This is a genomic window from Staphylococcus sp. HMSC34C02 (genome assembly GCF_001838705.1).
Taxonomy (GTDB): Bacteria; Bacillota; Bacilli; order Staphylococcales; family Staphylococcaceae; genus Staphylococcus; species Staphylococcus borealis.
In genome coordinates this window covers 559,205-585,540 of the sequence record NZ_KV838592.1, presented here as the reverse complement: position 1 = coordinate 585,540, position 26,336 = coordinate 559,205, and the positions used below count along the sequence as shown (strand labels likewise).

General features: G+C 35.9%; 27 protein-coding genes and 1 other annotated feature. Of the genes, 10 read left to right on the top strand and 17 right to left on the bottom strand.

Translation table 11 applies throughout. The annotated features are described in order from the left end of the window. Positions 1-178: 178 nt before the first annotated feature. Together HMPREF3239_RS11460 and HMPREF3239_RS11455 are read right to left on the bottom strand one after the other, a co-directional pair. Complete coding sequence (locus HMPREF3239_RS11460) at positions 179-427, bottom strand: GlsB/YeaQ/YmgE family stress response membrane protein (protein WP_011276862.1); 249 nt, start codon at positions 425-427, stop codon at positions 179-181. A gap of 186 nt (positions 428-613) precedes the next feature. Further along, positions 614-1,357, bottom strand: a complete 744-nt coding sequence (locus tag HMPREF3239_RS11455; RefSeq protein ID WP_053030270.1) for an amidohydrolase family protein — start codon at positions 1,355-1,357, stop codon at positions 614-616. A 217-nt stretch (positions 1,358-1,574) separates the two neighbouring features. Between HMPREF3239_RS11455 and HMPREF3239_RS11450 the strand changes: the two genes are divergently transcribed. After that, positions 1,575-1,832 carry a hypothetical protein gene (locus HMPREF3239_RS11450; RefSeq protein ID WP_053030271.1) on the top strand — a complete coding sequence of 86 codons (258 nt, stop codon included), beginning with the start codon at positions 1,575-1,577 and terminating at the stop codon, positions 1,830-1,832. 239 nt (positions 1,833-2,071) lie between these two features. Here the strand turns inward: HMPREF3239_RS11450 and rpsR are convergent, their stop codons facing one another. Genes rpsR through rpsF form a run of 3 tightly spaced genes read right to left on the bottom strand, consistent with a single transcriptional unit; the run spans position 2,072 to position 3,192 of the window. Continuing rightward, positions 2,072-2,314 (bottom strand): 30S ribosomal protein S18, encoded by a 243-nt coding sequence (rpsR, locus tag HMPREF3239_RS11445; RefSeq protein ID WP_002447994.1) that lies wholly within the window; start codon positions 2,312-2,314, stop codon positions 2,072-2,074. 47 nt (positions 2,315-2,361) lie between these two features. Continuing rightward, positions 2,362-2,874 (bottom strand): single-stranded DNA-binding protein, encoded by a 513-nt coding sequence (gene ssb / locus HMPREF3239_RS11440; protein ID WP_053030272.1) that lies wholly within the window; start codon positions 2,872-2,874, stop codon positions 2,362-2,364. Between the two features lie 21 nt (positions 2,875-2,895). Next, positions 2,896-3,192, bottom strand: a complete 297-nt coding sequence (gene rpsF / locus HMPREF3239_RS11435; protein WP_053030273.1) for a 30S ribosomal protein S6 — start codon at positions 3,190-3,192, stop codon at positions 2,896-2,898. A 287-nt stretch (positions 3,193-3,479) separates the two neighbouring features. Between rpsF and HMPREF3239_RS11430 the strand changes: the two genes are divergently transcribed. Together HMPREF3239_RS11430 and HMPREF3239_RS11425 are read left to right on the top strand one after the other, a co-directional pair. Continuing rightward, positions 3,480-4,286: a glycoside hydrolase family 25 protein gene (locus tag HMPREF3239_RS11430; RefSeq protein WP_053030274.1), complete on the top strand. Its 807-nt coding sequence runs from the start codon at positions 3,480-3,482 to the stop codon at positions 4,284-4,286. Between the two features lie 64 nt (positions 4,287-4,350). Continuing rightward, complete coding sequence (locus HMPREF3239_RS11425; protein WP_011276869.1) at positions 4,351-4,542, top strand: hypothetical protein; 192 nt, start codon at positions 4,351-4,353, stop codon at positions 4,540-4,542. A 111-nt stretch (positions 4,543-4,653) separates the two neighbouring features. Here HMPREF3239_RS11425 and ychF read toward each other — a convergent pair whose 3' ends face one another. From ychF to HMPREF3239_RS11405, 4 genes are all read right to left on the bottom strand, one after another. After that, complete coding sequence (ychF, locus tag HMPREF3239_RS11420) at positions 4,654-5,751, bottom strand: redox-regulated ATPase YchF (protein WP_053030275.1); 1,098 nt, start codon at positions 5,749-5,751, stop codon at positions 4,654-4,656. Between the two features lie 11 nt (positions 5,752-5,762). Then, positions 5,763-5,966, bottom strand: a complete 204-nt coding sequence (locus HMPREF3239_RS11415; protein WP_053030276.1) for a DUF951 domain-containing protein — start codon at positions 5,964-5,966, stop codon at positions 5,763-5,765. Between the two features lie 21 nt (positions 5,967-5,987). Continuing rightward, positions 5,988-6,869, bottom strand: a complete 882-nt coding sequence (locus tag HMPREF3239_RS11410; RefSeq protein WP_053030277.1) for a mechanosensitive ion channel family protein — start codon at positions 6,867-6,869, stop codon at positions 5,988-5,990. 182 nt (positions 6,870-7,051) lie between these two features. Beyond that, on the bottom strand, positions 7,052-7,879 hold the full coding sequence (locus HMPREF3239_RS11405; protein ID WP_053030278.1) for a ParB/RepB/Spo0J family partition protein: 828 nt from the start codon (positions 7,877-7,879) through the stop codon (positions 7,052-7,054). A gap of 334 nt (positions 7,880-8,213) precedes the next feature. After that, positions 8,214-8,619 (top strand) — a binding site (T-box leader). A gap of 70 nt (positions 8,620-8,689) precedes the next feature. On the opposite strand from HMPREF3239_RS11405, the gene HMPREF3239_RS11400 reads away from it, so the two are divergent. The 5 genes from HMPREF3239_RS11400 to HMPREF3239_RS11380 all read left to right on the top strand — a co-directional run bounded on the left by HMPREF3239_RS11400 (position 8,690) and on the right by HMPREF3239_RS11380 (position 15,898). Further along, a complete protein-coding gene (locus HMPREF3239_RS11400) occupies positions 8,690-9,793 on the top strand; it encodes a PLP-dependent transferase (protein WP_070855665.1) in 1,104 nt (367 codons plus the stop codon). After that, the gene (gene metC, locus HMPREF3239_RS11395; protein ID WP_053030280.1) at positions 9,790-10,965 is read left to right on the top strand and encodes a cystathionine beta-lyase MetC; all 1,176 of its coding nucleotides are present in this window, start codon (positions 9,790-9,792) and stop codon (positions 10,963-10,965) included. Before HMPREF3239_RS11400 ends, metC begins: the two co-directional genes overlap by 4 nt. Further along, the gene (locus tag HMPREF3239_RS11390; RefSeq protein WP_053030281.1) at positions 10,919-12,757 is read left to right on the top strand and encodes a bifunctional homocysteine S-methyltransferase/methylenetetrahydrofolate reductase; all 1,839 of its coding nucleotides are present in this window, start codon (positions 10,919-10,921) and stop codon (positions 12,755-12,757) included. Before metC ends, HMPREF3239_RS11390 begins: the two co-directional genes overlap by 47 nt. After that, on the top strand, positions 12,754-15,003 hold the full coding sequence (metE, locus tag HMPREF3239_RS11385) for a 5-methyltetrahydropteroyltriglutamate--homocysteine S-methyltransferase (protein ID WP_053030282.1): 2,250 nt from the start codon (positions 12,754-12,756) through the stop codon (positions 15,001-15,003). Before HMPREF3239_RS11390 ends, metE begins: the two co-directional genes overlap by 4 nt. Before the next feature lie 151 nt (positions 15,004-15,154). Beyond that, positions 15,155-15,898, top strand: coding sequence for a cyclase family protein (locus HMPREF3239_RS11380; RefSeq protein ID WP_070855664.1), 744 nt, complete (start codon positions 15,155-15,157; stop codon positions 15,896-15,898). A gap of 116 nt (positions 15,899-16,014) precedes the next feature. Here HMPREF3239_RS11380 and HMPREF3239_RS11375 read toward each other — a convergent pair whose 3' ends face one another. Further along, positions 16,015-16,788, bottom strand: a complete 774-nt coding sequence (locus HMPREF3239_RS11375; protein WP_053030284.1) for an inositol monophosphatase family protein — start codon at positions 16,786-16,788, stop codon at positions 16,015-16,017. 259 nt (positions 16,789-17,047) lie between these two features. Between HMPREF3239_RS11375 and HMPREF3239_RS11370 the strand changes: the two genes are divergently transcribed. Both HMPREF3239_RS11370 and HMPREF3239_RS11365 read left to right on the top strand, forming a co-directional pair. Continuing rightward, positions 17,048-17,515 carry a bacillithiol transferase BstA gene (locus HMPREF3239_RS11370; protein WP_053030285.1) on the top strand — a complete coding sequence of 156 codons (468 nt, stop codon included), beginning with the start codon at positions 17,048-17,050 and terminating at the stop codon, positions 17,513-17,515. A gap of 36 nt (positions 17,516-17,551) precedes the next feature. After that, positions 17,552-17,941: a VOC family protein gene (locus HMPREF3239_RS11365; RefSeq protein WP_070855663.1), complete on the top strand. Its 390-nt coding sequence runs from the start codon at positions 17,552-17,554 to the stop codon at positions 17,939-17,941. Positions 17,942-18,003: 62 nt separating this feature from the next. Here the strand turns inward: HMPREF3239_RS11365 and uidA are convergent, their stop codons facing one another. The 7 genes from uidA to HMPREF3239_RS11330 are packed head-to-tail and all read right to left on the bottom strand — an operon-like array spanning position 18,004 to position 26,238. Further along, a complete protein-coding gene (gene uidA / locus HMPREF3239_RS11360; protein ID WP_053030287.1) occupies positions 18,004-19,809 on the bottom strand; it encodes a beta-glucuronidase in 1,806 nt (601 codons plus the stop codon). 17 nt (positions 19,810-19,826) lie between these two features. Further along, positions 19,827-20,669, bottom strand: coding sequence for an SDR family oxidoreductase (locus HMPREF3239_RS11355; RefSeq protein WP_011276885.1), 843 nt, complete (start codon positions 20,667-20,669; stop codon positions 19,827-19,829). An 18-nt stretch (positions 20,670-20,687) separates the two neighbouring features. Continuing rightward, positions 20,688-21,734, bottom strand: coding sequence for a mannonate dehydratase (gene uxuA / locus HMPREF3239_RS11350; protein WP_053030288.1), 1,047 nt, complete (start codon positions 21,732-21,734; stop codon positions 20,688-20,690). Between the two features lie 12 nt (positions 21,735-21,746). After that, the gene (gene uxaC, locus HMPREF3239_RS11345; RefSeq protein WP_053030289.1) at positions 21,747-23,150 is read right to left on the bottom strand and encodes a glucuronate isomerase; all 1,404 of its coding nucleotides are present in this window, start codon (positions 23,148-23,150) and stop codon (positions 21,747-21,749) included. A 15-nt stretch (positions 23,151-23,165) separates the two neighbouring features. Beyond that, the gene (locus HMPREF3239_RS11340; RefSeq protein WP_053030290.1) at positions 23,166-24,569 is read right to left on the bottom strand and encodes a glycoside-pentoside-hexuronide (GPH):cation symporter; all 1,404 of its coding nucleotides are present in this window, start codon (positions 24,567-24,569) and stop codon (positions 23,166-23,168) included. Positions 24,570-24,584: 15 nt separating this feature from the next. Beyond that, positions 24,585-25,595: a sugar kinase gene (locus HMPREF3239_RS11335; RefSeq protein ID WP_053030291.1), complete on the bottom strand. Its 1,011-nt coding sequence runs from the start codon at positions 25,593-25,595 to the stop codon at positions 24,585-24,587. 4 nt (positions 25,596-25,599) lie between these two features. Next, the gene (locus HMPREF3239_RS11330) at positions 25,600-26,238 is read right to left on the bottom strand and encodes a bifunctional 2-keto-4-hydroxyglutarate aldolase/2-keto-3-deoxy-6-phosphogluconate aldolase (RefSeq protein ID WP_053030292.1); all 639 of its coding nucleotides are present in this window, start codon (positions 26,236-26,238) and stop codon (positions 25,600-25,602) included. Positions 26,239-26,336: the final 98 nt, after the last annotated feature.

The following is a 26,336-nucleotide window of genomic DNA, read 5'->3' as shown; positions in this document are numbered from 1 at the left end:
TCGTCCGCTCCCATCTTGCTTTACTTGTGGAATTCTCTTTGTTGGGGCACCGCCCACAAGGATGACTAGAACTGAGAAAAGCTCGATTTAAGCGTCTTCTCAGTTCAGTCAGCTACTGCGAATTTGCTAAATAGTATTATTATACTATTTATATCCCAGACTGTTTTAGATATTATTCTTATTTTCTAAGTGCTTTTAAAATTAAAGAAACAACGAAAATAACAATAATTGCACCGATTAGTGCTGGAATGATTGGTACGCCACCCCATACAGGTCCCCAAGTACCTAATAATTTACTACCTACTGCTGAACCGATTAATCCAGCGATGATATTACCGATGATACCACCTGGGATATCTTTACCCATGATCATACCGGCAACCCAGCCGATTAATCCTCCGACTATTAACATAACAATAAAGCCCATATTCAGAACTCTCCTTACATCTTCTATTTTTGTATACTTCTTATATATACCACACGCCAACATGAATAAACATTAAAATTAAATTTTATTATATTTTTAATTAAACTAATATCTAATTGCACTTTAAGTAATATGGATAATTTATAAACACTTATTTACCCTTTACTACAAATACGATTTTCACTCTTAAATTCTATAAAATTTTAATGCATTTTTATAAAAGATTTTCTCTTGTGTCTCTTCATCAAAATGTCCTTCAATTAACTTAATATCTTGTTCATTAAAAGGACGCTTTGCTCGAGTAGAGGGCAAATCAGTACCAAACATAATGGCCTCAGGGTTAATTTCAATTAGTTCCTCAATGGCTTTAATGGGATCTATCTCTATACGTCCAAATCCAGTTGCTTTAACATAAACACCTTGTTTAACTAACGTTTTTAAATCCTCAAAGCCCTCTACAGTCAAGCCGAGATGATCGATTGATACTTGGGGTAATGAGCTTATAATTTCTTGATAGTCTTTTAATTGTTTAGATTCAATGTAAATTTCAGTATGCCAATCAACTAAATCATGTACCCTTTGCGCAAACGTCTTGATAAGCGCTATACCTTCAGACCCACCGCGCTTAACATTAAATCGAATACCTCTAACCCCTTTATCATTTAATCGAAGAATTTCATCGTCAGAGGTCGATGCAGGTAGCTGCGTTATCCCAACAAATTGACCTTGAAGTTGATCTAATGCCGTTATTAAATAATCTTGATCGAACCCTTGAAATGACCCTGATACAATTGCACCTCCTACAACATTTAATTGCTTAGTATGATTTAAATAATCATTAACCTTAAATGATGGGGGGATGTAGCCATTATTCTCTTTAACCGGATAATCAAAGTCAATGATATGAAAATGCGAATCAAATAGTTTCATTATAAATTCCCTCTTTATTTATATTTCTTGAAATAAAGATAACATAATTAATATTTATCAACTAAAAAACTTGATAATTATTGTGAACAGGACTAGTATAGTAAAATAACTTAGGTTATATATAAAAGACTTAAAAAAACTTACTTACAATAAATAAACTTGGAAAGTAAGAAAAAATAATTTAAATTCAAACTTGAATTTTAGGAGGTTATGTTTCATGAGTTCACATACACTTTTTAATTTAAGAACTAAACGAAATCTTGAAATTAACGAATTAACTGAATTAATTAACGAAAAATATGGTACACATTATGAACCCCATCAATTATGGGAATGGGAAAATCACCAACACGAACCTAAGTTTAAAGATGCAATGATTCTTGCAGACTTCTTCGACACGCCTTATCAAATGTTAGTCGAAAGTAAATACAAAGAATATCAACAGCAAATTGACGATATCGATATTCGTTTATAATTTAAAATTATTAAATTCGACTTCGATAAAGAAGTCGGATTTTTTGTGTAGTTAGATGTAATTTTTTCGAAATTTCCTTCTTGTAGGGTTCGATTAACGTACAAATTCCACTCAAAGATATTAAGAAGATTCTATTAAAAAACGTATTTTTATAAAGTCATTAGATATATTCTACAATTCAAAGCACAAAAATAACCCCGTAAGCTTTAGGCCTACGGGGTTTAAACACTAATTATATATTAGTTTTCGTCTTTAACATATGGTAATAAAGCCATATGACGAGCACGTTTGATAGCTGTAGTCAACATACGTTGATATTTAGCTGAAGTACCAGTTACACGACGTGGTAAAATTTTACCGCGTTCTGAGATAAAACGTTTTAATAATTCAGTGTCTTTATAGTCAATGTGTGTAATACCATTTGCTGTGAAATAGCATACTTTTTTACGACGACGTCCGCCTCTTCTTGGTCCACCTGCCATGGTTAATTACCTCCTTTGGAATAAATTTTTATACGTTCATTTTGTTATTAGAATGGTAAGTCATCATCACTAATATCAATCGGTCCGTTTGCGTTTGCAAATGGATTATCAGATTGTTTATTAGTTGATGCATTATTGTTATTATAAGACGTATTTTGTCCTGATTGTTGACCACCAAATCCTTGACCGTAGTCTTGGAAATCATTGTTATTACTTTGATTACGTTGGCCACCATGCGCATTCTTAGGTTCAAGGAATTGAACACTATCTGCTACAACTTCAGTAACAAAGATACGACGACCTTCTTGATTTTCATAACTGCGTGATTGTATGCGACCATCAACGCCAGCTAGACTACCTTTGAATAAATAATTATTCACGTTCTCTGCTTGTCTTCTAAACACAACGACATTGATGAAGTCAGCTTCGCGTTCCCCTTGAGCATTCGTGAAAGTACGATTAACTGCTAGAGTAAATGTCGCTACACTTACGCCTGAGGGAGTGGTTCTGTATTCTGGATCTTTAGTTAAACGACCTACTAATACAACTCTGTTTATCATTAAAACGCCCCCATTACTTTATTACTTATCTTGGTCTTCACGGATAACGATATAACGGATGATATCGTCACTGATTTTAGCTAAACGTTGGAATTCGTCTGTAGCTTTGTTGTTATCAGTTTTAATGCGTACGATGTTATAGAAACCTTCTTTGAAATCTTCAATTTCATAAGCAAGACGGCGTTTACCCCAGTCTTTTTCTTCTAAAACTTCTGATCCTTCTGAAGCTAAGATACCGTTGAAGCGTTCAACAAGTGCTTTTTTAGCATCTTCTTCAATGTTTGGACGTACGACATACATAATTTCATATGTTCTCATTTTATACTTGCACCTCCTTGTGGTCTATGCGGCCTATCGAATACTAACGATAAGCAAGGAATAATTTTCATTACTCACAATCAAGAATTATAGCACAGAGTATTACTTTTTACAATATATTTTATGTATCCTCCGCCTCACTATTTTGTATTGCCTATAACTTAATTTTCTTATATATGAATCGCGTCTTATATAAAGTTGCGAATTAGAACTTTTTATACTAATATCACAACTGCATTTTACATAGTATTATTTCTAAAAAATATAATATCTAAAGGAGAGCTCAAATGTTTAAAAAGGCAACATCATCTATTGCATGTTTAACTATTATGGCGACTTCTGTAGGTGCGTTAAATGCAAACGCTTCTGAGCATTCTGGAGGTAGCCAAAAAGGGACAATGGGGTATGGATATCAACAATATCTTGAAAATAACCCCGACCAACAAGATGCTTCAACAAGTAATCGTTCAACCTTTTCATCAAAATCCAAAGCAGTGACCACACAAAACGGTGAACGTGTATTAGATATTTCAGAGTGGCAAGGCAACTTAACTGACGCCCAAATCAAACAATTAAAACAAGATTATGATTTTATTATTATTCGAGGTCAATATGGCTCCGAATATGTCGATAAATGTTTAGAGAACAATTCAACTTTACTAGATAACAATAATATGAAATTTGGTGTATACTCATACAGCATGTATGAAAATGCCGATGACGCTCGAAATGAAGCACAAACGCTTTATAATCGTGCGCCTAAAGCATCATTCTATGTTAATGATTTTGAGCAAAATTCCATTACTTCTGGTGATGCTGACACTGCCACAAAATCTTGGGCAGATGAAATGCGACAACTTGCTGGAAATAAAAAAATATTATTTTATTCTTATGAGAACTTTATGATTAACAATGTTCCTAACGCAGTGAGTGCTTATGATGGTTATTGGTTAGCAGCATATCAAACACAAGAACCTAATAGAGAGAAAGTATTATGGCAATACACTGATCATTACTATGCACCAGAGTTAAACCAAAATGTTGATGCGAATTACTTAGATGCCAATGTTACGGCTGATTGGTTTATTGATTAAAAATACATACATAACACTTTATTTTTACGAACACTTGTTCTATAATGAAGTCGAGGTGTAAAATATGCAATTAGATTTAGATTGGAATAAAGATTTTCAAGAATTTCAAGAAGTCTTAAATTGCGGTATCAATCCAGAATGGTTATATTGTGCGAAAGCCAATATGATTCTCGAACCTGCTTATACTGGAGAAGGTAAACAGTTTTTTAGCACCAAAGACATTATTGAAGCAAGTAAAGTTATACCGTTCTTTTAAGATATAAATGAAACAAATGATATAAAAAAAGCAATGTAAGTCTCTTGTCACTTAAGCTAAGCGAAACTTACATTGCTTTTTATTTTACTCACATAATCCGTTGAGAAATGATTAAACGTTAAATCTGAAGTGCACGATATCGCCATCTTGCATAATGTATTCTTTACCTTCTAAACGTTGTTTACCCGCTTCTTTAGCACCTTGTTCGCCACCATGTTCTACATAGTCATCATAACTAGTCACTTCAGCACGAATAAATCCACGTTCAAAGTCAGTATGAATAATACCTGCACATTGTGGTGCTGTCATACCTTGTCTAAATGTCCAAGCTCGTACTTCTTGTACACCTGCAGTAAAGTATGTTGATAAGCCTAATAAATCATATGTTGTTCTGATAAGTACATCTAATCCTGGTTCTTCAATACCTAAATCTTCAAGGAACATCGCTCTATCTTCGTCATCTAATGTAGCAATTTCTTCTTCAATTTTCGCGCTAATAACGATAACTTCAGAATCTTCTTTCGCTGCATATTCACGAATTGCTTTTACTTTATCATTATCTTCGTCACCAATTTCATCTTCACCGACATTGGCAATATATAACATTTTTTTAGATGTTAGTAGTTGCGCTTGGTTAACGTATTTTTGATCTTCATCATTGAAGTCTATACTACGTACAGGGTCGCCGTTTTCAAGTGCTTCTTTAATTCTAGAGAGAATTCTCATTTCCATTTCAGCAGTTTTATCTTTTTGACGTGCCATTTTTTCAATTCTAGGCAAACGTTTTTCGACAGATTCTAAATCTGCTAACACTAACTCCATATTGATGACTTCAATATCATCTAATGGGTTGACGCGACCTGATACGTGTGTAACGTTTTCATCATCAAACGCACGTACAACTTGGCATATCGCATCTACTTCACGGATGTGTGAAAGGAATTTGTTTCCTAAACCTTCACCTTTAGAGGCACCTTTTACAATCCCTGCAATATCTGTAAATTCAAATGTCGTTGGAATTGTTTTTTTAGGTTCAACCATTTCTGTTAATTTATTTAAACGTGTATCTGGCACTTCTACGATACCTACGTTTGGATCAATTGTTGCGAACGGATAGTTAGCGGCTAATGCTCCCGCTTTTGTTATTGCGTTAAATAAGGTAGATTTACCTACGTTTGGTAAGCCTACAATCCCTGCTGTTAAAGCCATTAATCATTCTCCTAACCTTCAGTATCTTGATTTGATACTAATATTTTCTTTATTTTTTTATTGAACGTTTGACGTGGAATCATAATACTTCGTTGGCAATTCTCACATTTGATACGAATATCAGCACCCATACGAATGATTTTAAATCGATTAGTTCCACATGCATGTTGCTTTTTCATCTCTACTATATCATTTATTCCATAATTTGACGTCATGAAATTACCCCTCAATAATAATTAAGATTTGCCTTGTTGATTATTATTTTTAATGTAAATTGGTTGTGGTAATTTAATACCTTCTTGGACAAACACTCTTTGAATTTCTTTACGTAATATTCTTGAGCCAGATGCACCTTCACCAGGAATCGTTTCAGCAGATATTCTAAACGTTACTTTCGTTTCATCTAACGAATCAATACCTTCCACGACTGGATCAGTAATAAATAAGTAATATTTACTACGCATTGCTGTAAATAATTTATTTAGACGTTTTTCAACTTTATCTAAATTTTCTTCCACAGATACTGGAATTTCTACTATAGAGAATCCATTGGTAATAGAGAAATTCGTAATTTCGCCCATACTACCATTTGGTAATATGGTTAATTCACCTGTAATAGTATTAATACGTGTTGATCTTAAGCCGATAGATTTCACAGTTCCTTCTGCTACAGTTGTACCACCGCTATTGATTTTAACATAGTCACCAACGTCGAATTGATTTTCAAATATGATAAAGAAGCCTGTAATAATATCTTTTACGATGGTTTGCGCACCGAAACCAACAGCTAAACCAACGACCCCAGCACTCGCGATGATACCTTCAACACTAATTCCAAATTTACTTAAGATGGTAGTAATCACAATAAACCATACGATGTAACTCACTACGTTTTGAACTAGTGAAATTAATGTTCGAGAACGCTTTTTATTTCCTTTGCTACTACGGTTTTGTATTTTAAATGCTTGTTCAATTGCTTTATTTAATATTGCTATAACAATCAACGCAACAATAATATATATGAGAATTAATGCTATTTTGATAGCTAAATTCTCATATGTTTCTATCTTTGTTAATGGTTCAAATAATGAAGACAATACATTTTTAACCTGATTCATATAATAGCAACCTCCCTATTTAACTATTTTATAATTTAATTATTATACGCATTTATTGCACAATATGTATCCGTCTTAAGCTTTACTTTCAATATTATTTTCTCTCTAAAGCTTAAAATGTAACATAACTTTGCTCACTAACTCAAAGATCCCATTCTAACAGTACATTTGGATATGTACCATTAATCTTCATTAAGTTGTTGAATGAGTCGCTGAAACGCTTCTTTTGATTTAAATTCAAATGTTATTTTACCTGTATTTTTACGCGTTGAAATCTCTACTTTAGTGCCAAATTTTTCTTTTAATAGACGTTCTTGTTTTTGAATGAATTTGGGTTTCATTGGCGTTGGTTCTTTACTTTCTTTAGACTGCCGGCCGTCTTGCAGTTCATTTACAACTTGTTCAAGATACCTAACGCTCCACTTTTCACGTATTGCTTGTTGACTTATCTTCTTCATCTTACTAACATCTTTAATTCCTAGTAATGTCCGTCCATGCGCACCGGATAACGCACCTTCTTTGACTTGCTTTGAAACATCTTGTGGCAAATTCAACAATCTCAACATATTAGCGATGTAAGGTCGTGATTTACCTAATCGCTCAGCTACTTTTTGTTGCGTTAATCCTAAATCTTTCATCAAACGTTGATAGCTCTCCGCTTCTTCAATAGCATTAAGATCTTCTCGTTGTAAATTTTCGATAATCGCTAATTCCATCATGTCCGAATCAGATAATTCTTTGATAATTGCTGGTATTTCAGTTAACCCTGCTAATTGAGATGCTCTAAATCGCCTTTCGCCAACCACGATATAGTAACCTTGTACAGTTTGGCGTAATACAATGGGTTGTAAAATACCGTGTGTCTGTATGGACGTTGCTAAATCGCTTAACTTTTCATCATCAAAGGTTTTGCGAGGTTGGTATGGATTGGCTTTAATTTGAGAAATATCAACGTTTTGAATTTGTTCATTTTGACTTAAGGCCAATCGTTCATCTTGTTTATGATCCACTATCTTTCACCCCTTTCAATCAACATTTACTAAACATTTAATACTTTATCTTTGCACTAGGCTTAATGCGATTACATCAAACTCACTTACCTTCTCATTATAACTATTATGGCACGCATTTGATTAGCACTTATCTATTTTAAAAAATATAGAATAGGTTTAACAAGTAGATAAGGTCGATGAAATAAAAAATAATTTTTTATGTGCGCCTATCATGATGTTATCAATGCTTTAAGCGTTTTCTGATTTGACTTTATAATCTTAATTTTCAGAAAAGTTGTTGACAAATATGACTTAGGTCTGTAAGCTATGAATTAACTTAAAAAAACACAAATTACACACTGTAATAAGGAAAGTAGAATTTACACTGCTAATACAGAGAGTCTCCATAGCTGAGAAGAGACATTGAAAGAAAGTTTGAAAATGGCCTTTGAGTGTTGATGCCAATACGAGGTGTCAACGGGTTCGCCCGTTATAGCGATACAGTATTAACATTTATTGTTTAATGGCGTACTGGAATTCTAGACGTCGCTATTCATCGTTAATACTCATTTACTTGTAATCAAGTTAAATGAGTTTTTTAATGAGCACTTTCATTTATCCGAAGTTTCAGATAACGAATGGATTAGCGTCTACCATCTCAGTACACGTTATTCACATAATGGCGTACTGTTTGAGGTTACTTTAGCAATAAAGTAATAAACAAAGGTGGTACCGCGAAACAAGCTTTCGTCCTTTACATCCGATACATATCGGGTTTAAAGGACGGAAGCTTTTTTTATTGGATTATAAATGAATGGAGGATTTGACATGAAAGATACACAATTAGCACAAATATCATTAACTAAAGATGTTACTGGCGCAATAGCCAATCCGATTTATTTGTCTACCGCATATCAACATCCTCACCTTGGTCAGTCAACAGGCTACGACTATACAAGAACTAAGAACCCAACACGTTCTGCATTTGAGGAATCCTTCGCGAAATTAGAAGGTGGTATTGCTTCGTTTGCTACGTCAAGTGGCATGGCTGCAGTACAGCTCATTTGTAACTTGTTTCAACCAGGTGATGAGATATTAGTCGCCTTCGACTTATACGGTGGTACATTCAGATTATTTGATTTTTACGAGAAACAATATGGTATCAAATTTAAGTATGTCGACTTTTTAAATTATCAGGAAGTCGTTGACAGTATTACACCAAATACGAAAGCACTTTTCATAGAGCCCATTTCGAATCCACAAATGATTGAAATTGATGTTGAACCGTATTACATCTTGAGTCAAAAGCATCATCTGTTAACTATTATCGATAATACATTTTTAACACCGTATCTATCTACTCCTTTAGAGGAGGGTGCAGACATCGTGCTTCATTCAGCAACCAAATACATTGGCGGTCACAACGATGTGCTCGCAGGTGTTGTAACAGTGAAAGATGAAGCGTTAGCCGAACAACTTGGACAATTGCATAATATGATTGGTGCAACATTGTCCCCTATTGATAGTTATTTATTACAGCGTGGTTTAAAAACACTACATTTACGTATTGAACGGTCAGAAGCAAATGCTAAGAAATTAGCTGAACGATGTAAAGTTTCAAATGCTATAGATGAAGTTCTATACAGTGGAAAAACGGGCATGTTAAGTTTACGCCTAAACAAAGACTTTAGCGTTGCTAAATTTTTGAAAAATTTAGAAATTTGTATTTTTGCAGAAAGTTTAGGTGGGACCGAAACATTTATCACTTTCCCATACACACAAACACATGTCGATATGCCTGATGAAGAAAAAGATAAACGTGGCATAGATGAATATCTCATACGCTTATCCATAGGTATTGAGGATTATAACGATATTGAGTCAGATATTTTACGCGCACTGGAGAATTCTAAAGTAGGAGTGATTTCATGACCTTATCAAAAGAAACTGAAGTTATTTTTGATGAACATAGAGGTGTTGATTACGATTCAGCTAACCCACCGCTTTATGACTCTTCAACATTTCACCAACAGGTACTCGGTGGCAATGCAAAATTCGATTATGCCAGAAGTGGTAATCCCAACCGTCAACTTCTTGAGGAGAAATTGGCAAAGCTTGAAGGTGGCAACTACGCATTTGCATATGCGTCAGGTATTGCTGCAATATCAGCGGTGCTATTAACACTAAAAGCAAATGATCATGTGATTCTTCCTGACGATGTATACGGCGGTACATTCAGACTTACCGAACAAATTCTCAATCGCTTTAATATTCAATTTACGACAGTTAATGCCACACACACTGAGGAAATTGAACGAGCGATTCAACCTAACACTAAACTCATCTACGTTGAAACACCATCGAATCCGTGTTTCAAAATTACAGATATACGTGCCGTCGCATCGATTGCGAAACGTCATCAGTTACTTTTAGCAGTGGACAATACATTCATGACTCCATTGGGTCAATCCCCACTTGCACTTGGTGCTGATATTGTTGTTCACTCAGCTACTAAATTTTTAGGTGGACACAGTGATATTATCGCTGGTGCTGCCATCACAAATCGCAAAGACGTCGCAGATGCATTATATCTTTTACAGAATGGGACTGGCACTGCATTATCAGCACATGATAGTTGGACGTTAGCCAAACATTTAAAAACATTACCCGTTCGCTTTAAACAATCAACAGCTAATGCAGCGCAACTTGTCACATTTTTAAATGAAAGAAAAGAAATTGCCGAAGTATATTATCCAGGGAACAGTTCATTACACTTGTCACAAGCAAATAGCGGTGGTGCCGTCATCGGTTTCCGATTAAAAGATGAAACGAAGGCACAAGATTTTGTGGATGCCTTAACGTTACCTCTCGTTTCCGTTAGTCTCGGAGGTGTTGAGACCATTTTATCTCATCCTGCCACAATGTCACATGCTGCTGTTCCTGAAGATGTTCGAAATGAACGTGGCATTACCTTTGGCTTATTCCGATTAAGCGTAGGTCTAGAACAACCTCAAGAATTAATTGCTGACCTTAACTACGCATTAAAGGAGGCTTTCAATGAGTCGATTATTGAATCAATTACAGAACAACGTTTTAGTAGCTGATGGTGCAATGGGAACAATCCTCTATTCAGAGGGACTCGATACATGTCCAGAAGCATATAACTTAACACATCCGGAGAAAGTAGAGTCAATACATCGTTCTTATATAGAGGCCGGTGCTGATATCATCCAGACGAATACGTACGGTGCTAACTTTGAAAAGCTTAAACGCTTTGGCTTAGAACATAAAGTGAAGGATATTCATAAAGCAGCTGTAGCTATTGCGAAACGTGCGGCACAACCGGACACTTTCATACTTGGTACGGTAGGTGGTTTTAGAAGTTTACAACAAGAGGAGTTGCCTTTGTCCACCATTCAATACCATGCTGAAAATCAAATCGATACACTCGTTGAAGAAGGTGTTGATGGGTTATTATTCGAGACTTACTACGATTTAGAAGAACTTACAAACATCGTTACAACAACACGTCGTAAGTACGATATTCCAATCATTGCTCAACTCACCGCTTCAAATACGAATTACTTAGTCGATGGAACCGAAATTAATCAAGCGTTACAACAATTAGTTGCTTGTGGTGCCAATGTTGTAGGCCTTAATTGTCACCACGGTCCACATCACATGCAACGTTCATTTTCACATATTGCGTTACCAGAGAACGCATACCTATCATGTTATCCAAACGCGAGCTTACTGGATATCGAGAATAGTGAATTTAAATATAGTGATAACGCACAATATTTCGGTGATGTTGCGCAAGAACTCATAAATGAAGGTGTACGGTTGATTGGTGGTTGTTGTGGCACAACACCACAACATATTGCTTATATCAAATCATCCGTCAAAGATTTGAAACCTGTTACCAATAAAAAAGTAATTCCAATTAATCGCCAAACGAATCGAGCAGTGACGCGTACGTATAAACATAACTTAACGACAAAGGTTAAAAATGGACCGACAGTCATTGTCGAACTCGATACACCGAAGCATTTAGATACAGATCTTTTCTTTGAAAATATCGGCAAACTCGATGAGGCCAAAGTTGATGCAGTAACGCTAGCTGATAATTCACTAGCTACCGTGCGTGTTAGCAATATTGCAGCGGCAAGTATTATACGCCAACGTTACGATATTGAGCCACTCGTACACATTACATGTCGAGATCGTAATTTAATCGGCTTGCAATCACATCTACTTGGCTTATCACTTATCGGCGTTAACGAAATTTTAGCAATTACAGGCGACCCGTCAAAGGTAGGTCATCTACCCGGTGCCACAAATGTCTACGATGTCAATTCAAAAGGATTAACCGAATTAGCATTAAGATTCAATCAAGGTATTAACACGGATGGTGATGCGCTGAAGAAACATACAAACTTCAACATCGCTGGTGCATTTGACCCTAATGTACGTAAACTCGACGGTGCGGTCAAACGCCTTGAGAAAAAAGTAGCTGCAGGCATGAATTACTTCATTACGCAACCTGTATACAGTAAAGCAAAAATCAAAGAAGTATACGAGGCGACGAAACATCTGAATGTCCCTCTATTTATAGGTATCATGCCTATCGCAAGCTATAATAACGCACTTTTCCTACATAACGAAGTGCCTGGCATTAAAATGTCTGAAGACGTATTAAGCCAATTTAAAGCAGTAAAAGATGATAAAGAAAAAACTAAAGCATTAAGTTTGAGACTCTCTAAAGAATTGATTGATACAGTGCATGAGTACTTCAATGGTTTATACATCATCACACCGTTCCAACGTATCGATTATTCATTAGAACTCGCAGCGTATTCTAAAGCAATTACCCAAAACAAGGAGGCAATATCATGACAACAATTACAACTTCAAATTTAGGATTCCCAAGATTAGGTAGAAAAAGAGAGTGGAAAAAAGCCATCGAAAGCTATTGGGCTAAAAAAATTGATAAAGCAGAATTAGATCAAACGTTAAGTGATCTTCACAGAGAAAATTTATTATTACAAAAGCATTATAATTTAGACAGTGTACCTGTCGGTGACTTCTCACTATATGACCACATTCTCGATACATCATTACTATTCAACATCATTCCTGAACGTTTCCAAGGTCGCGAAGTCAATGATGATTTATTATTTGATATTGCACGTGGTAATAAAGAACATGTAGCGAGCGCTTTAATTAAATGGTTCAATACGAATTACCATTATATCGTGCCAGAATGGGATAACGTTGAACCTAAAGTGAATCACAATGTATTATTAGATCGCTTTAATTATGCAAAATCACTTAACGTCAATGCGCATCCTGTCATCGTAGGACCAATTACGTTTGTGAAATTGTCTAAAGGTGGTCATCAATCTTTCGAGGAGAAAGTTCAAACACTTTTACCATTATATAAAGAAGTGCTTCAAGCACTCGTTGATGCTGGCGCAGACTATATCCAAGTGGATGAACCAGTATTAGTAACAGATGAGAGCGCAGCCTATGAAGCGATTACAAGAGAAGCCTATAACTACTTTGATATAGCAGGCTTAGCAGACAAATTAGTCATTCAAACTTACTTTGAGCGTGCCAATGTTAAATTCTTAAGTTCATTACCAGTAGGTGGCTTAGGATTAGACTTTGTACATGATCACGGTTATAACTTACAACAAATTCAAGCAGGTGACTTCGACGCATCTAAAACATTATATGCTGGTATTATTGATGGCCGTAACGTTTGGGCAGCAGATATCGAAGCTAAGAAACAATTAATTGAATCATTACAAGCCTATGCGAAACATATCGTTATCCAACCGTCATCATCTTTATTACATGTACCAGTATCATTAGATGATGAAACATTAGATGAATCTATTGAAGACGGCTTAAGTTTCGCTACTGAAAAGTTAGACGAATTAGACGCACTACGTCGCCTATTTAATCATAACGACAGTGCGAAATATGATGAATTCAAAACACGTTATGAACGTTTCCAAAGTCAATCATTCAAAAATCTTGAATATGATTTTGATAGCGTACCAACAAGCCGTAAGTCACCTTTCCCTGAGCGTAAAAAAGCACAAGACGCACGTTTACACTTACCTGACTTACCAACAACAACGATTGGTTCATTCCCACAAACTCAAGAAGTACGTAAATATCGTGCTGATTGGAAAAATAAACGTATCTCAGATGAAGCTTACAACGATTTCCTAGAAAGTGAAATTGCACGTTGGATTAAAATTCAAGAAGATATCGGTCTAGATGTACTCGTTCATGGTGAGTTCGAACGTAATGACATGGTTGAATTCTTCGGTGAAAAACTACAAGGCTTCTTAGTCACTAAGTTCGGCTGGGTACAATCATACGGTTCACGTGCCGTTAAACCACCAGTGATTTACGGAGATGTCAAATGGACTGAGCCATTAACAGTCAAAGAAACGGTATATGCACAAAGTTTAACTGACAAACCTGTTAAAGGTATGCTAACCGGTCCAGTAACGATCTTAAACTGGTCATTCGAACGTGTCGATGTGCCACGTAAAGTCGTTCAAGATCAAATTGCTCTAGCGATTGATGAAGAAGTATTAGCGTTAGAAGAAGCGGGTATTAAAGTCATCCAAGTAGACGAACCAGCTTTACGTGAAGGTTTACCATTACGTTCTGAATACCATGAACAATATCTTGCAGATGCAGTCAATTCATTCAAATTAGCAACTTCTTCAGTCCAAGATGAAACACAAATCCATACGCATATGTGTTATTCTCAATTTGGTCAAATCATTCATGCCATCCATGAGTTAGATGCTGATGTTATTTCAATTGAAACATCACGTAGTCATGGTGATTTAATCAAAGACTTTGAAGATATCAACTATGATTTAGGTATTGGGTTAGGTGTATATGACATCCATAGTCCACGTATCCCTACTGAAGATGAAATTGCTACAGCAATCGATCGTTCTCTACAACAAATTGACCGTTCATTATTCTGGGTTAACCCTGACTGTGGCTTAAAAACACGTAAAGAAGAAGAAGTTAAAGACGCTCTAACTGTACTTGTAAATACCGTTCGCAAAAAACGCGAAGCAAATAACCAAAACAAACCCGCATAGGGGAGCTGTACAGAAATCACTTGTAATTTCGTCGTACAGCCCCGGCACAGTTGACTAGAACTGAAGCGAGCTTTTCTAAAGCGATGGGTCAGTTCAGTCAGCCACTGCCAAAACTAACATAGAATAACTATTACTATTGGAGGTATGAAACATGCCAAACTATCCATTATGGAACCAATTAAATCAACTGAAAGAAGCAACTTGGGTGGATTTAACACATACCTTTGACCCAGAAATACCTCGCTTTAGTGAATTTGAAAAAGGTGAAGTTTCGACACTCTTTACCGTTAAAGAACATGGGTTTTACGTGCAACGTTGGAATATTGTCACACAATATGGCACACACATTGATGCCCCTATTCACTTTGTTGAGAATAAACGTTACTTAGAAGATTTAGACTTAAAAGAATTAGTATTGCCCCTTATTGTCTTAGACTTTTCAAAAGAGGCTGCAGAAAATGCTGACTTCATCGTCACACGTGACCATTTAGAGACATGGGAAGCGAAACATGGGCGTATTGAAGACGGTACGTTTGTCGCTTTACGTACAGATTGGTCAAAACGTTGGCCAGATATTGAACAATTTGAAAATAAAGATGCTGAAGGTAATCAACATTTACCAGGTTGGGGTTTAGATGCCTTGAAGTTCTTAATCGAAGAACGTGGTGTGAAATCAATCGGACATGAAACTTTCGACACAAATGCGTCAGTGGATACTGCTAAAAATGGAGATATCGTTGGAGAACGTTATATTCTTGGACAAGACACATTCCAACTTGAATTGTTAACGAATTTAGACCAATTACCAACGCGTGGTGCGGTCATTTACGCAATTAGTCCGAAACCCAAAGATGCACCTGGATTCCCAGTACGTGCATTTGCGATTAAACCTTAATCAATGACACGTTTTAGGCTTGATATTGAGCGATCAAAGCCAAAACTTTCCTAATATTATAAAAATCCTGTCACATCAACCGTTACGCGTAAGTGCCGGTATGTGGCAGGATTATTTTATTGATACGTTTTTATAATATTGATAATGTCTTCATGAATATCTGGATGTGCAATAATTGCACCCTTAACGTGATTTAAATCGATAGCATTGCCTTGAATATCTGTCACAATTAGTCCTAACTCTTTCGCATATAATAATTGCGCACTCATGTCCCATAGATTTGCGCCCATATCGATACTTGCTCCGAAATCCCCTGTAATTGTTCGCAACGCACCAATGCCACCAGCACCAATAAATCGAAAGCCATGTGATTTTGAAATCAATGCCTTTAATAACTCGGAACGCGCACGTTTTGGATCAATAGAAATCAACGCATCTTTGAGGTGATGATACGTGTCTACACGTAGTGGCACGCCATTAACCGTCACACCTTTACCCTTTACAGCTTTATATAATTTTTGTTGATAAAATTCATATGTATAGGCTAGTAAAGGCTCGCCATCATAGAATAAACTTACTATTAAACAATAATCTTTATGTTGTTTCACAAGATTCGTTGTACCATCAATAGGATCTATCGCCCAAGCATAGCCACGGTACATATCAACCTCATGATTGCTTTTTTCTTCACCCATAATCTGATGTTCTGGATAATATTCTTTGATAAGTTGAGTGAAATCAGCTTGAACTTCCTTGTCGATATTCGTCACTAAATCTAAATCATGCTTTTTTGTTTCAACCGCCACATCATTCAACATCATATCAACCTTACGTGCAATATGTGCTATCCATGCTTCAATACGACAATCAATCTCTTGAATTGCGCACATTTTTTATCACCTCTTACTTTCTTATCTAAAAACTAATTTTTTAGATTTAACATTATCCTTTATATAAATATACCTAAGATTCGTTAACCTATTAAGTTCTTATATGAAGTTTATATATTTTTTCTAATAAAACATCTATTAAATACGCTGCCATTTAGTCATTTTCTTTAATAAGACTATCGTATCACTTGATTGACAAGCACGTTTAACGGGTAGACGCTTAATAGTCAATTCTTTAAACATGTGGGAGGAAACGCAAATGAGTAATAAAACAGTCTATGATGTGATTGATACTGGTGTAAACTACTTACTGTCCGTTTATGATAATTGGAACATTGAGGAAGTATTAGATAAAGACAATGATGTATTTCCAAATACGCTACATTGGCAATTTGGCCATGTCTTAACAATCTTTGATTCAGCTTTATCGATGGGTGCCCAAAATGCGGTAGATATCGACAAATATACTACATTATTTGGTTATGGTTCTAGTCCTGCTAACTGGGATGGGCAAGACGTTCCATCAATTGAATCTATTAAAGAGGACTTACAAACGATTCCAGATCGCGTACGTCAACTAACTGACGAGCAACTCTCTCAAGCATTAGACCAACCGATTGCTGGTTGCAAAACGGTGAACGAATTACTAGTATTAAATGCCATTCATGTCCCATTACATGCGGGTAAAATTGAAGAAATGGCTCGTGTTCTGAAACAAGACCACTAATTTAAACGCCATATTATATAAATTGAAGGGGTACGTATGAACATTATTGCGAACAGTATTTTTGTAGAGAATCAAGAAGAAGCCTTACAATTTTATACAAATATTCTAGGCTTTGAAAAGAAAATTGACGAACCTGTAGGCGGAGGTTTTAGATGGCTCACTTTAGTGTCCCCTAATCAACCAGAAGCTGCCCAATTGGTCTTAGAACCCAATGGTAATCCGATTGCAGGTGACTATCAACAGCGTCTATTTGAAGCCAACATACCTATTACCATGTTTGGCGTGGACAATGTACAACAAACGTATGACACATTAACGCAAAAAGGGGTTCATTTTACCGTTGAACCGACGACAATGGGTAGCGCTAAAATGGCCATTTTTGATGATACATGTGGTAATTTAATTCAAATTATAGAACAAAAATGACCTCATAGGATGCATATTGATGCATCCTATGAGGTCTATTTTAATGAAAAGGAAGTCATACATTATGATTTATAATTGAAATCAGGAATGTTATGCCAACGTTCTTTAAAATAATGTGCAATCGCTTTAGGTTTACGGTCGCGTGTGAAGATACCTTTCTTATTACCTTGAACACGAATGATACCATTTGATGTTTCAAAATCTGCGAAATTCCATGTCTGTTCACCGATAAATTGTGGGTATTTATCCATAATTTCATGGTTCGCTTTATAGTAATTCAATTGATATTCTTCCGTAAACATTTGATCATCAATCGCATGCATACCTGCAACGGTATCAGCACCATATTCTGTGAACATAATTGGCTTGTTAGGTTGTCGTTCAGACCACTGTGCTAATTCTTTATCCAGTGCTTTTTTCGCACTTGCTAAATCTGCAGATTGCGTATACCAACCGTAATAGCGATTTAAGCATAATACATCAACTAAATCTTGCACTTCACATACATCAGGTTGTGCCATTAAAATGGTAACAATTGTAACAGGTCGTTTCTGTGGATCTTTACGTTTCGCTAATTCCACAAATGGTTCAAAATAAGCTTTTGCGCCTTTTTCATTAGAAGCAGGTTCATTAGCGATTGACCACATAACTACGCACGCATGGTTCTTATCTCTTTCAATCAAACCTTCTATGACTTCTTTATGCGCTTGATGTGTATCAATCTCTTTCCAAGTATCATGTTCTAATTGGCCACCTAAAGCCACCATAAAGTTAAGATGTACACCGACCGCTGTCGTTTCATCGATCACAACGATACCTTGTTCATCCGCTAGACGCATCATTTCTTCGGAATATGGATAATGCGCTGTTCTGAAAGAATTGGCACCAATCCATTTCATCAAATTAATGTCCATTACATTGGCTGCCTCATTTAAGCCACGCCCACTATAAAATGTATCTTCATGCTTACCAAATCCTTTGAAATAAAACGGTTTATTATTGATAAGGAATTGACCATCTTTTACTTCTACAGAGCGAATACCAAATCGTTCTGTATATACATCAACAACCTCGCCGTCATTCAGAAGTTCAACTTTCATATGATAAAGATACGCATTAAGTGGCTGCCATAAATGTGGATGATCAATAGACATTGCACCTTCAGCTTCATTGTTCTGAGTAACAACTTGTCCATCTTCATCTATAATCGTTACGCTAATTCGATCAATATCTGAGCGGTTTCCGTGAACATCCACTTTATAATTCACTATACTTTCTCCACTTTGTTTAACTTCTGGGTTAATCACAATATCCTGAATATATGTTTGAGGTGTTGTATATATTTTTACAGGGCGATGAATGCCTGCGTAATTAAAGAAGTCAAAGTTTGGCGTGTTAACTGGCGTAACCGTTCCATCTTCATCAACACGTTCACTATAATTACCTACCGGCAATGTGCTATGCGTCAGTATATTGTTGACCTTAACCGTTAATCGATGACTACCTGTTGTAGCGATTTCCGTAATATTCACTTCAAATGGTAGAAAGCCGCCTGAATGTGTCACGATTTCCTTACCATCTAAATAAACCGTCGCATGATGCGTTACTGAACCAAATCTTAATACAATACGTTCACCTTTGAGGTGCTTTGGAATCATAATCTCACGTTCATAGTAAACGTCGCCAACGTGTTGTCGAATACTTTGAATCACACCTTGATCATTATAAGAACCTGGTACAGCCATTACATCTTCTGTATCTAAAGCTTGACTTACGTCGACATGTTCTTTATAGCCTACTAATTTAAATTTCCATATACCAGACACGTCTAATAATTGTCTGGTTTCTGTATTAATTGGGTATAACATCTTCATTCCTCCTTATATTACACACCTGAATATGCGTTAAAGCCACCATCTACTGGTAATACAACACCATTAACAAAGCTTGACGCCTCTTTACTAACTAGGAATAATAATGCACCTACCAATTCTTCCGGTTTACCGAAACGTTCCATTGGCGTAGCATTAATAATTTTTTCAGAGCGCGCTGTATAACTGCCATCTTCATTTAGTAGTAATGCTTCGTTTTGTTTTGTTAGTAAAAAGCCTGGGGCTATGGCATTTACTCTAATATTTGTTTTAGAGAAATACACACTTAGCCATTGTGTGAAATTACTAATTGCTGCTTTTGCACCACTATAAGCTGGAATTTTTGTAAGTGGGGTAAAGGCATTCATTGATGAAATATTAATAATCGTTGCGTCTGCTTTATCTAACATATCCGTTGCGAAAACTTGTGACGGAATAAATGTACCTAGGAAATTAAGATCCATTACGAAGCCAACACTTTCTTCATCTAAGTTGAAGAATGTTTGTTTATCTTGATCTAAGTCACCTTCAAAGCGTTCGTCATCTGTAGTACCTTTAGGCGCATTACCGCCTGCACCATTTATTAAAATATCGACACTACCGAAAGTATCATTGACTTCCTGTTTAATTCGTTTCATGTCTTCTTTATTTGTTACATCGCCTAGAAATACTTGAGATTCTCCGCCGAGTGCTTTTATTGTTTCAACTAAGCCACTTGCATCCTCTCTAAGGCCAACCATCGCAACTTTAGCGCCACTTTGTGCTAAGGCAGTAGACATCGCACTGCCAATGACACCTGTTCCACCTGTAATGACAACGACTTTATCTGTTAAATCAATATCGAATGGTAATTTCATAAGTTCATTTCTCCTTTTTTATTTGTTATTCTTACTAACCGCTTCATATAAACCGTTTAAATAAGTTGCGCCTAACGCACGATCATATAATCCATACCCTGGTTTACCTGTTTCGCCCCAAATCATACGTCCATGGTCTGGTCTTATAGGGCCATGATAGTCGAAACTATGCAAAGCTTTAACGACTTCATACATGTCGATTGAACCTTTTTCAGATAAATGTGCAGATTCTTGGAACGATTTATCGCCAATTAATTTAACATTACGTGCATGTACAAAGTTGACGCGGCCTTTCTCGCCAAAGTAACGTAACATGTCAACGAAGTCATTTCTGCGATCAGCACCTAATGAGCCAGAGCACATCGTTAAACCATTGTATTTAGAATCATACAAGTTAATAAAGCGCTCTAAATTTTCTTTGTTAGTGATAATACGTGGTAAACCAAAGATATTCCATGGTGGATCGTCCGGATGTATCGCCATCAGAACATCTTCCTCTTCAGCAACCGGTATTACTTTTTGGATAAAGTAATTTAAGTTGTCCCATAGCGTTTCTTCATCTACTTCTTTATAATCATCAAATAATTGTTTTAAATCTTCTTTCGTATAACTTGAATCCCATCCTGGCAATGATAATTCACCACTTAATGGATTCATTTTCTCAACATCTTGTTCATCATAGATTAAGCAAGTAGAACCATCATCTAAGCGGTAGTCTAATTGTGAACGCGTCCAATCAAATACTGGCATAAAGTTGTAACACACAATCTTGATACCTGCTTGTCCTAGATTTCGAAGTGTTTCACAATAATTTTCGATGTATTTATCACGTGTCGGTTTACCTAATTTAATATCTTCATGTACAGGTACACTTTCAATCACCGATAATTCCATACCTGCATCTTCAATTTCTTGCTTTAATGCTTTAATTTTATCTAATGGCCAAACTTCACCAACCGGTACATCATAAATTGCACTTACAATACCTTTCATTCCAGGTATTTGTTTAATATATTCCAAGCTGATTGGATCATCTTTGCCGTACCATCTAAATGTCATTTTCATTGTCTTGTCCCCCTATATTAATTTGAAGTAGTTATAAGCGTTGTTATAGCAAATATTTTCAATCATGCGTTTTAATAGTTGATCATCATTAGGGATTTCACCTTTTTCAACTAAGTCCCCAATGAATGAAGATAATATACGTCTAAAGTAATCGTGTCTTGAATATGAAATAAAGCTTCTTGAATCTGTTAACATACCAACAAAATGCATTAGCAACCCTTGATCAGCTAATGATGACATTTGTCTTAACATGCCTCTTTTCGTATCGTTGAACCACCAACCTGCACCATGTTGTACTTTACTTTTAATACCTGGTTCAGTTTGAAAATTCGCAATCGTAGAACCCACGATATCATTATAAATTGGGTTTAAGTTATACAAGATGGTCTTAGGTAAGTGTCCTTCTTGTTCCATCATGTCTAGTGTTGCATTTAAATGATACGCAAGATTGTCTTGGTCTCTAATTGAGTCAAAGCCAGCATCTTTTCCTACTTTTTCAAACATCTTTGTATTATTATTTCGAATTGCACCAAAGTGAATTTGCATTACCCAACCACGTTCATGGTATGCCTTACTCAATTCATTTAACATGTAGCTTTGGAACTGGAATCGTTCATATGTTGAAATATCTGCATGATTTAAAGCTTTCTTGAAAATGTCTTGAATAGCTTGATCGGTATAAGCCTCAAAATGCATTTCTTCTAAACCATGGTCAGCTAATCGACCGCCTTTATCATGGAAATATTGAATGCGCTTATATAACGCTTCGATAAAGTCAGAAGGTGTCGTAATTGGATGCGTAAGGTTTTCTAACTTTTGTAGTAAGTCTGTAAACGCTGGGTCGCCAACTTTAAATACATCATCAGGTCTAAATGCAGGCAGGACAGTCGTGTTAAATCCATCCTGTGCTTTAATAGCATCATGATAGTTTAAGTCGTCTGTAGGATTATCTGTTGTGCAAATTAAGTTGACATTCGAATCAGTAATCAATGATTGAGTTGTTGTGTGATGTTGTTTTAGATAATCATTAGCACGATGATAAATAGCTTCAGCGTTATCACTAGTCAGTAAATCTTCAATGTCAAAATACATTTTCAATTCAAGTTGTGACCAGTGATATAACGGATTGCCCACTGAATTTTCTAATGTTTCTGCCCATTTTTTAAATTTATCAAGTGGTGCAGCATCGCCAGTAATATACTGTTCTTCAATGCCTTGTGCACGCATTGCACGCCATTTGTAATGATCACCACTGAGCCATAAGTCTGTAATATTGTCACATACCACATTGTCGCTAATTTGCTTAGGGTCTAGATGACAATGGTAGTCATAAATTGGCATATCTTTCGCGAAATCATGGTATAAATGTTTTCCTGTTTCATTATTCAACATAAAATGTTCATTTATAAAAGCCATATCGTATACGCTCCTTTAAATTTCTTCTCTCAATGCAAGTTCTTTAACAATTTGTTTATGTCGTTTATCTGTAAGTGGGTACCATATAAAGAAGATAATGAATGCGATGGTACATGCCACTGCCGGTACTGCAAAGAATAAAACTTTAAGTCCAAAGATTGTACCCGCTGATTGGTCAACATTAGGTTGATAACCAATGAACGTTAATGCTAACCCAGGTACGAAACCTGCAAGTGCTTGTGATACTTTTCTAGTAAAGCTATAACTTGAATAAGTGATACCTTCTGAACGTAATCTGAATTTCCATTGTCCGTATTCCACAACGTCTGCAATGAATGCCCATACAACTGTGTTAGGAATAACTAAGAAGAATTGTGCTATCGTATTCATGATTAAGAACATGACATAATTTTCTCCGAAGAATAAGAAGTTTAAGACTTCGAAGATAACAAATCCGCCAATACCAATGAGGGCTGTATATTTCTTACCTAACTTTTTACTAATATATGTAGTTGCTAACAATGCTGGTATTAGACCGATAAAGTTTAATGTACTGACTAAACCAACAAGATTCGGTTTATCTAATACATATTTAAAGTAGTAAAGTTGTGTTGATTGTACTAAGAACATAGACATAATCGTTAATAGTGTGAAGATAGCTAAGACGGCAAAGGCTTCATTTTTCACTAAGTTGAAGAAGGCTTTCTTATTGACGCCTTTCTCTTTCGGACGTTCGATCACGTGACGTTCTTTAACACCTTTGTAGCAAATCAAATGGAATATCACACCAAAGATTGCAAGCATACCAACAACTACTGGATAACCAATTGCGTGATTATCAAATTTTGAAACTAATGGTACAACGGCAATACCTGCGATGAATAATGCACTTTGTGATCCTAAGTTTCTAAATACAGATAACTGTGTTCTATCATCCGCATTCACTGTCATTGCAGCTGATAATGAGCCATAAGGGATATTAACGACTGAATAAGCCGCGTTAAACATTAAATAAGTTGCGAACGCCCAAATGACCTTTCCAGTATCACTGAAATTAGGTGCGGTAAATGAGAGCACCGTTAAGATTGCTAGGGGCACCGTGCCATATAAGATGAATGGTCTAAATTTACCTTTAGGCCCTATATTTGTTCTTGAATCGACGATCGTCCCTACACCTGTATCTACAAATGCATCAAAGATTTTTGCAACTAAAAATACAAGACCACCGTAGAAAGCTGAAATACCTAAAATATCTGTGAAGAACATCATTAAGTAAATTTGTCCCATATCAAACATCATGCCGTTACCTAAATCACCAAATCCATAAGATAACTTTTCTTTAAAACCTAATGTTGATTTTTGAATATTATTGAGACTCTGCACTTTTTGCTTTTCTCTTGTTTCAACTGTAGTTCCCATAATACTGCCTTCTTTCTATCTATTGATATCTTTGTTACTTTCAATAGACGTATTTATTTTTTCAAGATTGGCATAACTATAATCACCAATGACGTTGTGCTTATAAACCATGTTATTGATCCCAAATTGAACAGTATCTTTTAAATCCCATTGCTTCATAATTCCATAAATGATACCTACACTAAATGCATCACCCGTGCCTAATCTATCTAAGATATCGACCTCAATTGTTTCAGTTTGTTCGAGTTGATTTGGTGTAGAAAGAAATCCTTGTAAGCGGTTTCTTTTATGGTTAAAAATTTTTCTCTGTGTAAATGCAATATAGTTAATGTTGTATGTTTGATGTATTTTCGTTAAAAACGGTCTAATGTCTTCAATATTAGCCATTCGATCTAAACCATCTTTTAAATCTTTGCCATCTTCACCTGGCAGTGATAATGGCTCATAACCAAAGATTAAATCCACGTCGTATAAGAGTTCAGACATTTTTCTTCTCGCAGTTTGAAAATCCCACAACGCATCTCTAAAGTTCAAATCACAGCTTACAAAAAGACCTAATGTTTTAGCTATTTTGACCGCTTTTTTCAAGAACTCAAATAACGCATCGTTTAGTGCTGCCGTAATACCTGTAATATGAAACCATTCATGCGCTTTTAATATGCTTTCAACTTCATATTCATCAGGATTTAATTGGCTAAATACACTCATTTGTCTATCGTAAATAAGACGATTTGCTCTTTGTGCATAACCACTCTCAGTAAAATAAAGACCTAATCTGCCACTAGCGCTTTTCACCTTATCGGCATTCACGTTGTAACGTCTTAAATGTTGTATGATGTTGTCTCCAATATCATTATTAGGTAAAGCCGTTACCATTGCGGTATCGATACCTAAGCCCGATAAACCTATCGCAACATTCATTTCGGCCCCGCCATAATGAATATCAAATGCTTGTGCCTGTTCAAATGTTTGGTGATGCGGTGTACTTAATCGCATCAATATCTCGCCAAAAGTAATGAATGACATGTGCTCACCCACTTACTGTTTGAAATTTTCTGACAAATTTTTCTGTATTTTCTTTAATTACAGTGTCGTTTCCATCTTTTGCATTTTTCATCAATGCACTACCAATGCCTACCGCGTAAGCACCTTTGTTATACCAATCTTCTAAATTATCTAAAGATACGCCACCTGAAGGCATTAATTCTATATGTGGTATAGGTCCATGTACATTTTTTATGAAATTCGCGCCTAGCAAGTCTCCAGGGAATAATTTAACTAAGTCAACGCCTGATTCCATTGCTTGTACAATTTCTGTTACAGAACCACATCCAGGTAAATAAGGCACTGCGTATCTGTTACACATTTTAGCTATTTCAATATCTAAGTGAGGGCTTACGATATATTCAGCACCGTTTAAAATAGCGATTCGTGCTGTTGCACTATCTAATACAGTACCTGCTCCGATGACGATATGTTCATCGCTTGTCGCACTTAAGTGTCGAATAACTTCTTCTGCTTGAGGCGTTGTAAAGGTAATCTCAATATTATAAATGCCACCTTCTATCATTTGTTGAACAGCAGCGATTGCATCATCTTTGCTTTTACCTCTGACAACTGCGACGAGATAATTTTCATGCAATTGATTTAATATTTTTATTTTTTTCATTTTCGCAAAGCTCCTTATTTCTAATTTCTTTGCCAACCCAATTTCATTATATTTGCAAATGGCGAATCGTCAATTTAGCGCAGTCAGAAATCGCTTTC

Bases quoted from the DNA above. Each gene is read 5' to 3' on its own strand.
- HMPREF3239_RS11460 (WP_011276862.1), bottom strand. From the start codon at position 427: ATGGGCTTTATTGTTATGTTAATAGTCGGAGGATTAATCGGCTGGGTT.
- HMPREF3239_RS11455 (WP_053030270.1), bottom strand. From the start codon at position 1,357: ATGAAACTATTTGATTCGCATTTTCATATCATTGACTTTGATTATCCG.
- HMPREF3239_RS11450 (WP_053030271.1), top strand. From the start codon at position 1,575: ATGAGTTCACATACACTTTTTAATTTAAGAACTAAACGAAATCTTGAA.
- rpsR (WP_002447994.1), bottom strand. From the start codon at position 2,314: ATGGCAGGTGGACCAAGAAGAGGCGGACGTCGTCGTAAAAAAGTATGC.
- ssb (WP_053030272.1), bottom strand. From the start codon at position 2,874: ATGATAAACAGAGTTGTATTAGTAGGTCGTTTAACTAAAGATCCAGAA.
- rpsF (WP_053030273.1), bottom strand. From the start codon at position 3,192: ATGAGAACATATGAAATTATGTATGTCGTACGTCCAAACATTGAAGAA.
- HMPREF3239_RS11430 (WP_053030274.1), top strand. From the start codon at position 3,480: ATGTTTAAAAAGGCAACATCATCTATTGCATGTTTAACTATTATGGCG.
- HMPREF3239_RS11425 (WP_011276869.1), top strand. From the start codon at position 4,351: ATGCAATTAGATTTAGATTGGAATAAAGATTTTCAAGAATTTCAAGAA.
- ychF (WP_053030275.1), bottom strand. From the start codon at position 5,751: ATGGCTTTAACAGCAGGGATTGTAGGCTTACCAAACGTAGGTAAATCT.
- HMPREF3239_RS11415 (WP_053030276.1), bottom strand. From the start codon at position 5,966: ATGACGTCAAATTATGGAATAAATGATATAGTAGAGATGAAAAAGCAA.
- HMPREF3239_RS11410 (WP_053030277.1), bottom strand. From the start codon at position 6,869: ATGAATCAGGTTAAAAATGTATTGTCTTCATTATTTGAACCATTAACA.
- HMPREF3239_RS11400 (WP_070855665.1), top strand. From the start codon at position 8,690: ATGAAAGATACACAATTAGCACAAATATCATTAACTAAAGATGTTACT.
- metC (WP_053030280.1), top strand. From the start codon at position 9,790: ATGACCTTATCAAAAGAAACTGAAGTTATTTTTGATGAACATAGAGGT.
- HMPREF3239_RS11390 (WP_053030281.1), top strand. From the start codon at position 10,919: ATGAGTCGATTATTGAATCAATTACAGAACAACGTTTTAGTAGCTGAT.
- metE (WP_053030282.1), top strand. From the start codon at position 12,754: ATGACAACAATTACAACTTCAAATTTAGGATTCCCAAGATTAGGTAGA.
- HMPREF3239_RS11380 (WP_070855664.1), top strand. From the start codon at position 15,155: ATGCCAAACTATCCATTATGGAACCAATTAAATCAACTGAAAGAAGCA.
- HMPREF3239_RS11375 (WP_053030284.1), bottom strand. From the start codon at position 16,788: ATGTGCGCAATTCAAGAGATTGATTGTCGTATTGAAGCATGGATAGCA.
- HMPREF3239_RS11370 (WP_053030285.1), top strand. From the start codon at position 17,048: ATGAGTAATAAAACAGTCTATGATGTGATTGATACTGGTGTAAACTAC.
- HMPREF3239_RS11365 (WP_070855663.1), top strand. From the start codon at position 17,552: ATGAACATTATTGCGAACAGTATTTTTGTAGAGAATCAAGAAGAAGCC.
- uidA (WP_053030287.1), bottom strand. From the start codon at position 19,809: ATGTTATACCCAATTAATACAGAAACCAGACAATTATTAGACGTGTCT.
- HMPREF3239_RS11355 (WP_011276885.1), bottom strand. From the start codon at position 20,669: ATGAAATTACCATTCGATATTGATTTAACAGATAAAGTCGTTGTCATT.
- uxuA (WP_053030288.1), bottom strand. From the start codon at position 21,734: ATGAAAATGACATTTAGATGGTACGGCAAAGATGATCCAATCAGCTTG.
- uxaC (WP_053030289.1), bottom strand. From the start codon at position 23,150: ATGGCTTTTATAAATGAACATTTTATGTTGAATAATGAAACAGGAAAA.
- HMPREF3239_RS11340 (WP_053030290.1), bottom strand. From the start codon at position 24,569: ATGGGAACTACAGTTGAAACAAGAGAAAAGCAAAAAGTGCAGAGTCTC.
- HMPREF3239_RS11335 (WP_053030291.1), bottom strand. From the start codon at position 25,595: ATGTCATTCATTACTTTTGGCGAGATATTGATGCGATTAAGTACACCG.
- HMPREF3239_RS11330 (WP_053030292.1), bottom strand. From the start codon at position 26,238: ATGAAAAAAATAAAAATATTAAATCAATTGCATGAAAATTATCTCGTC.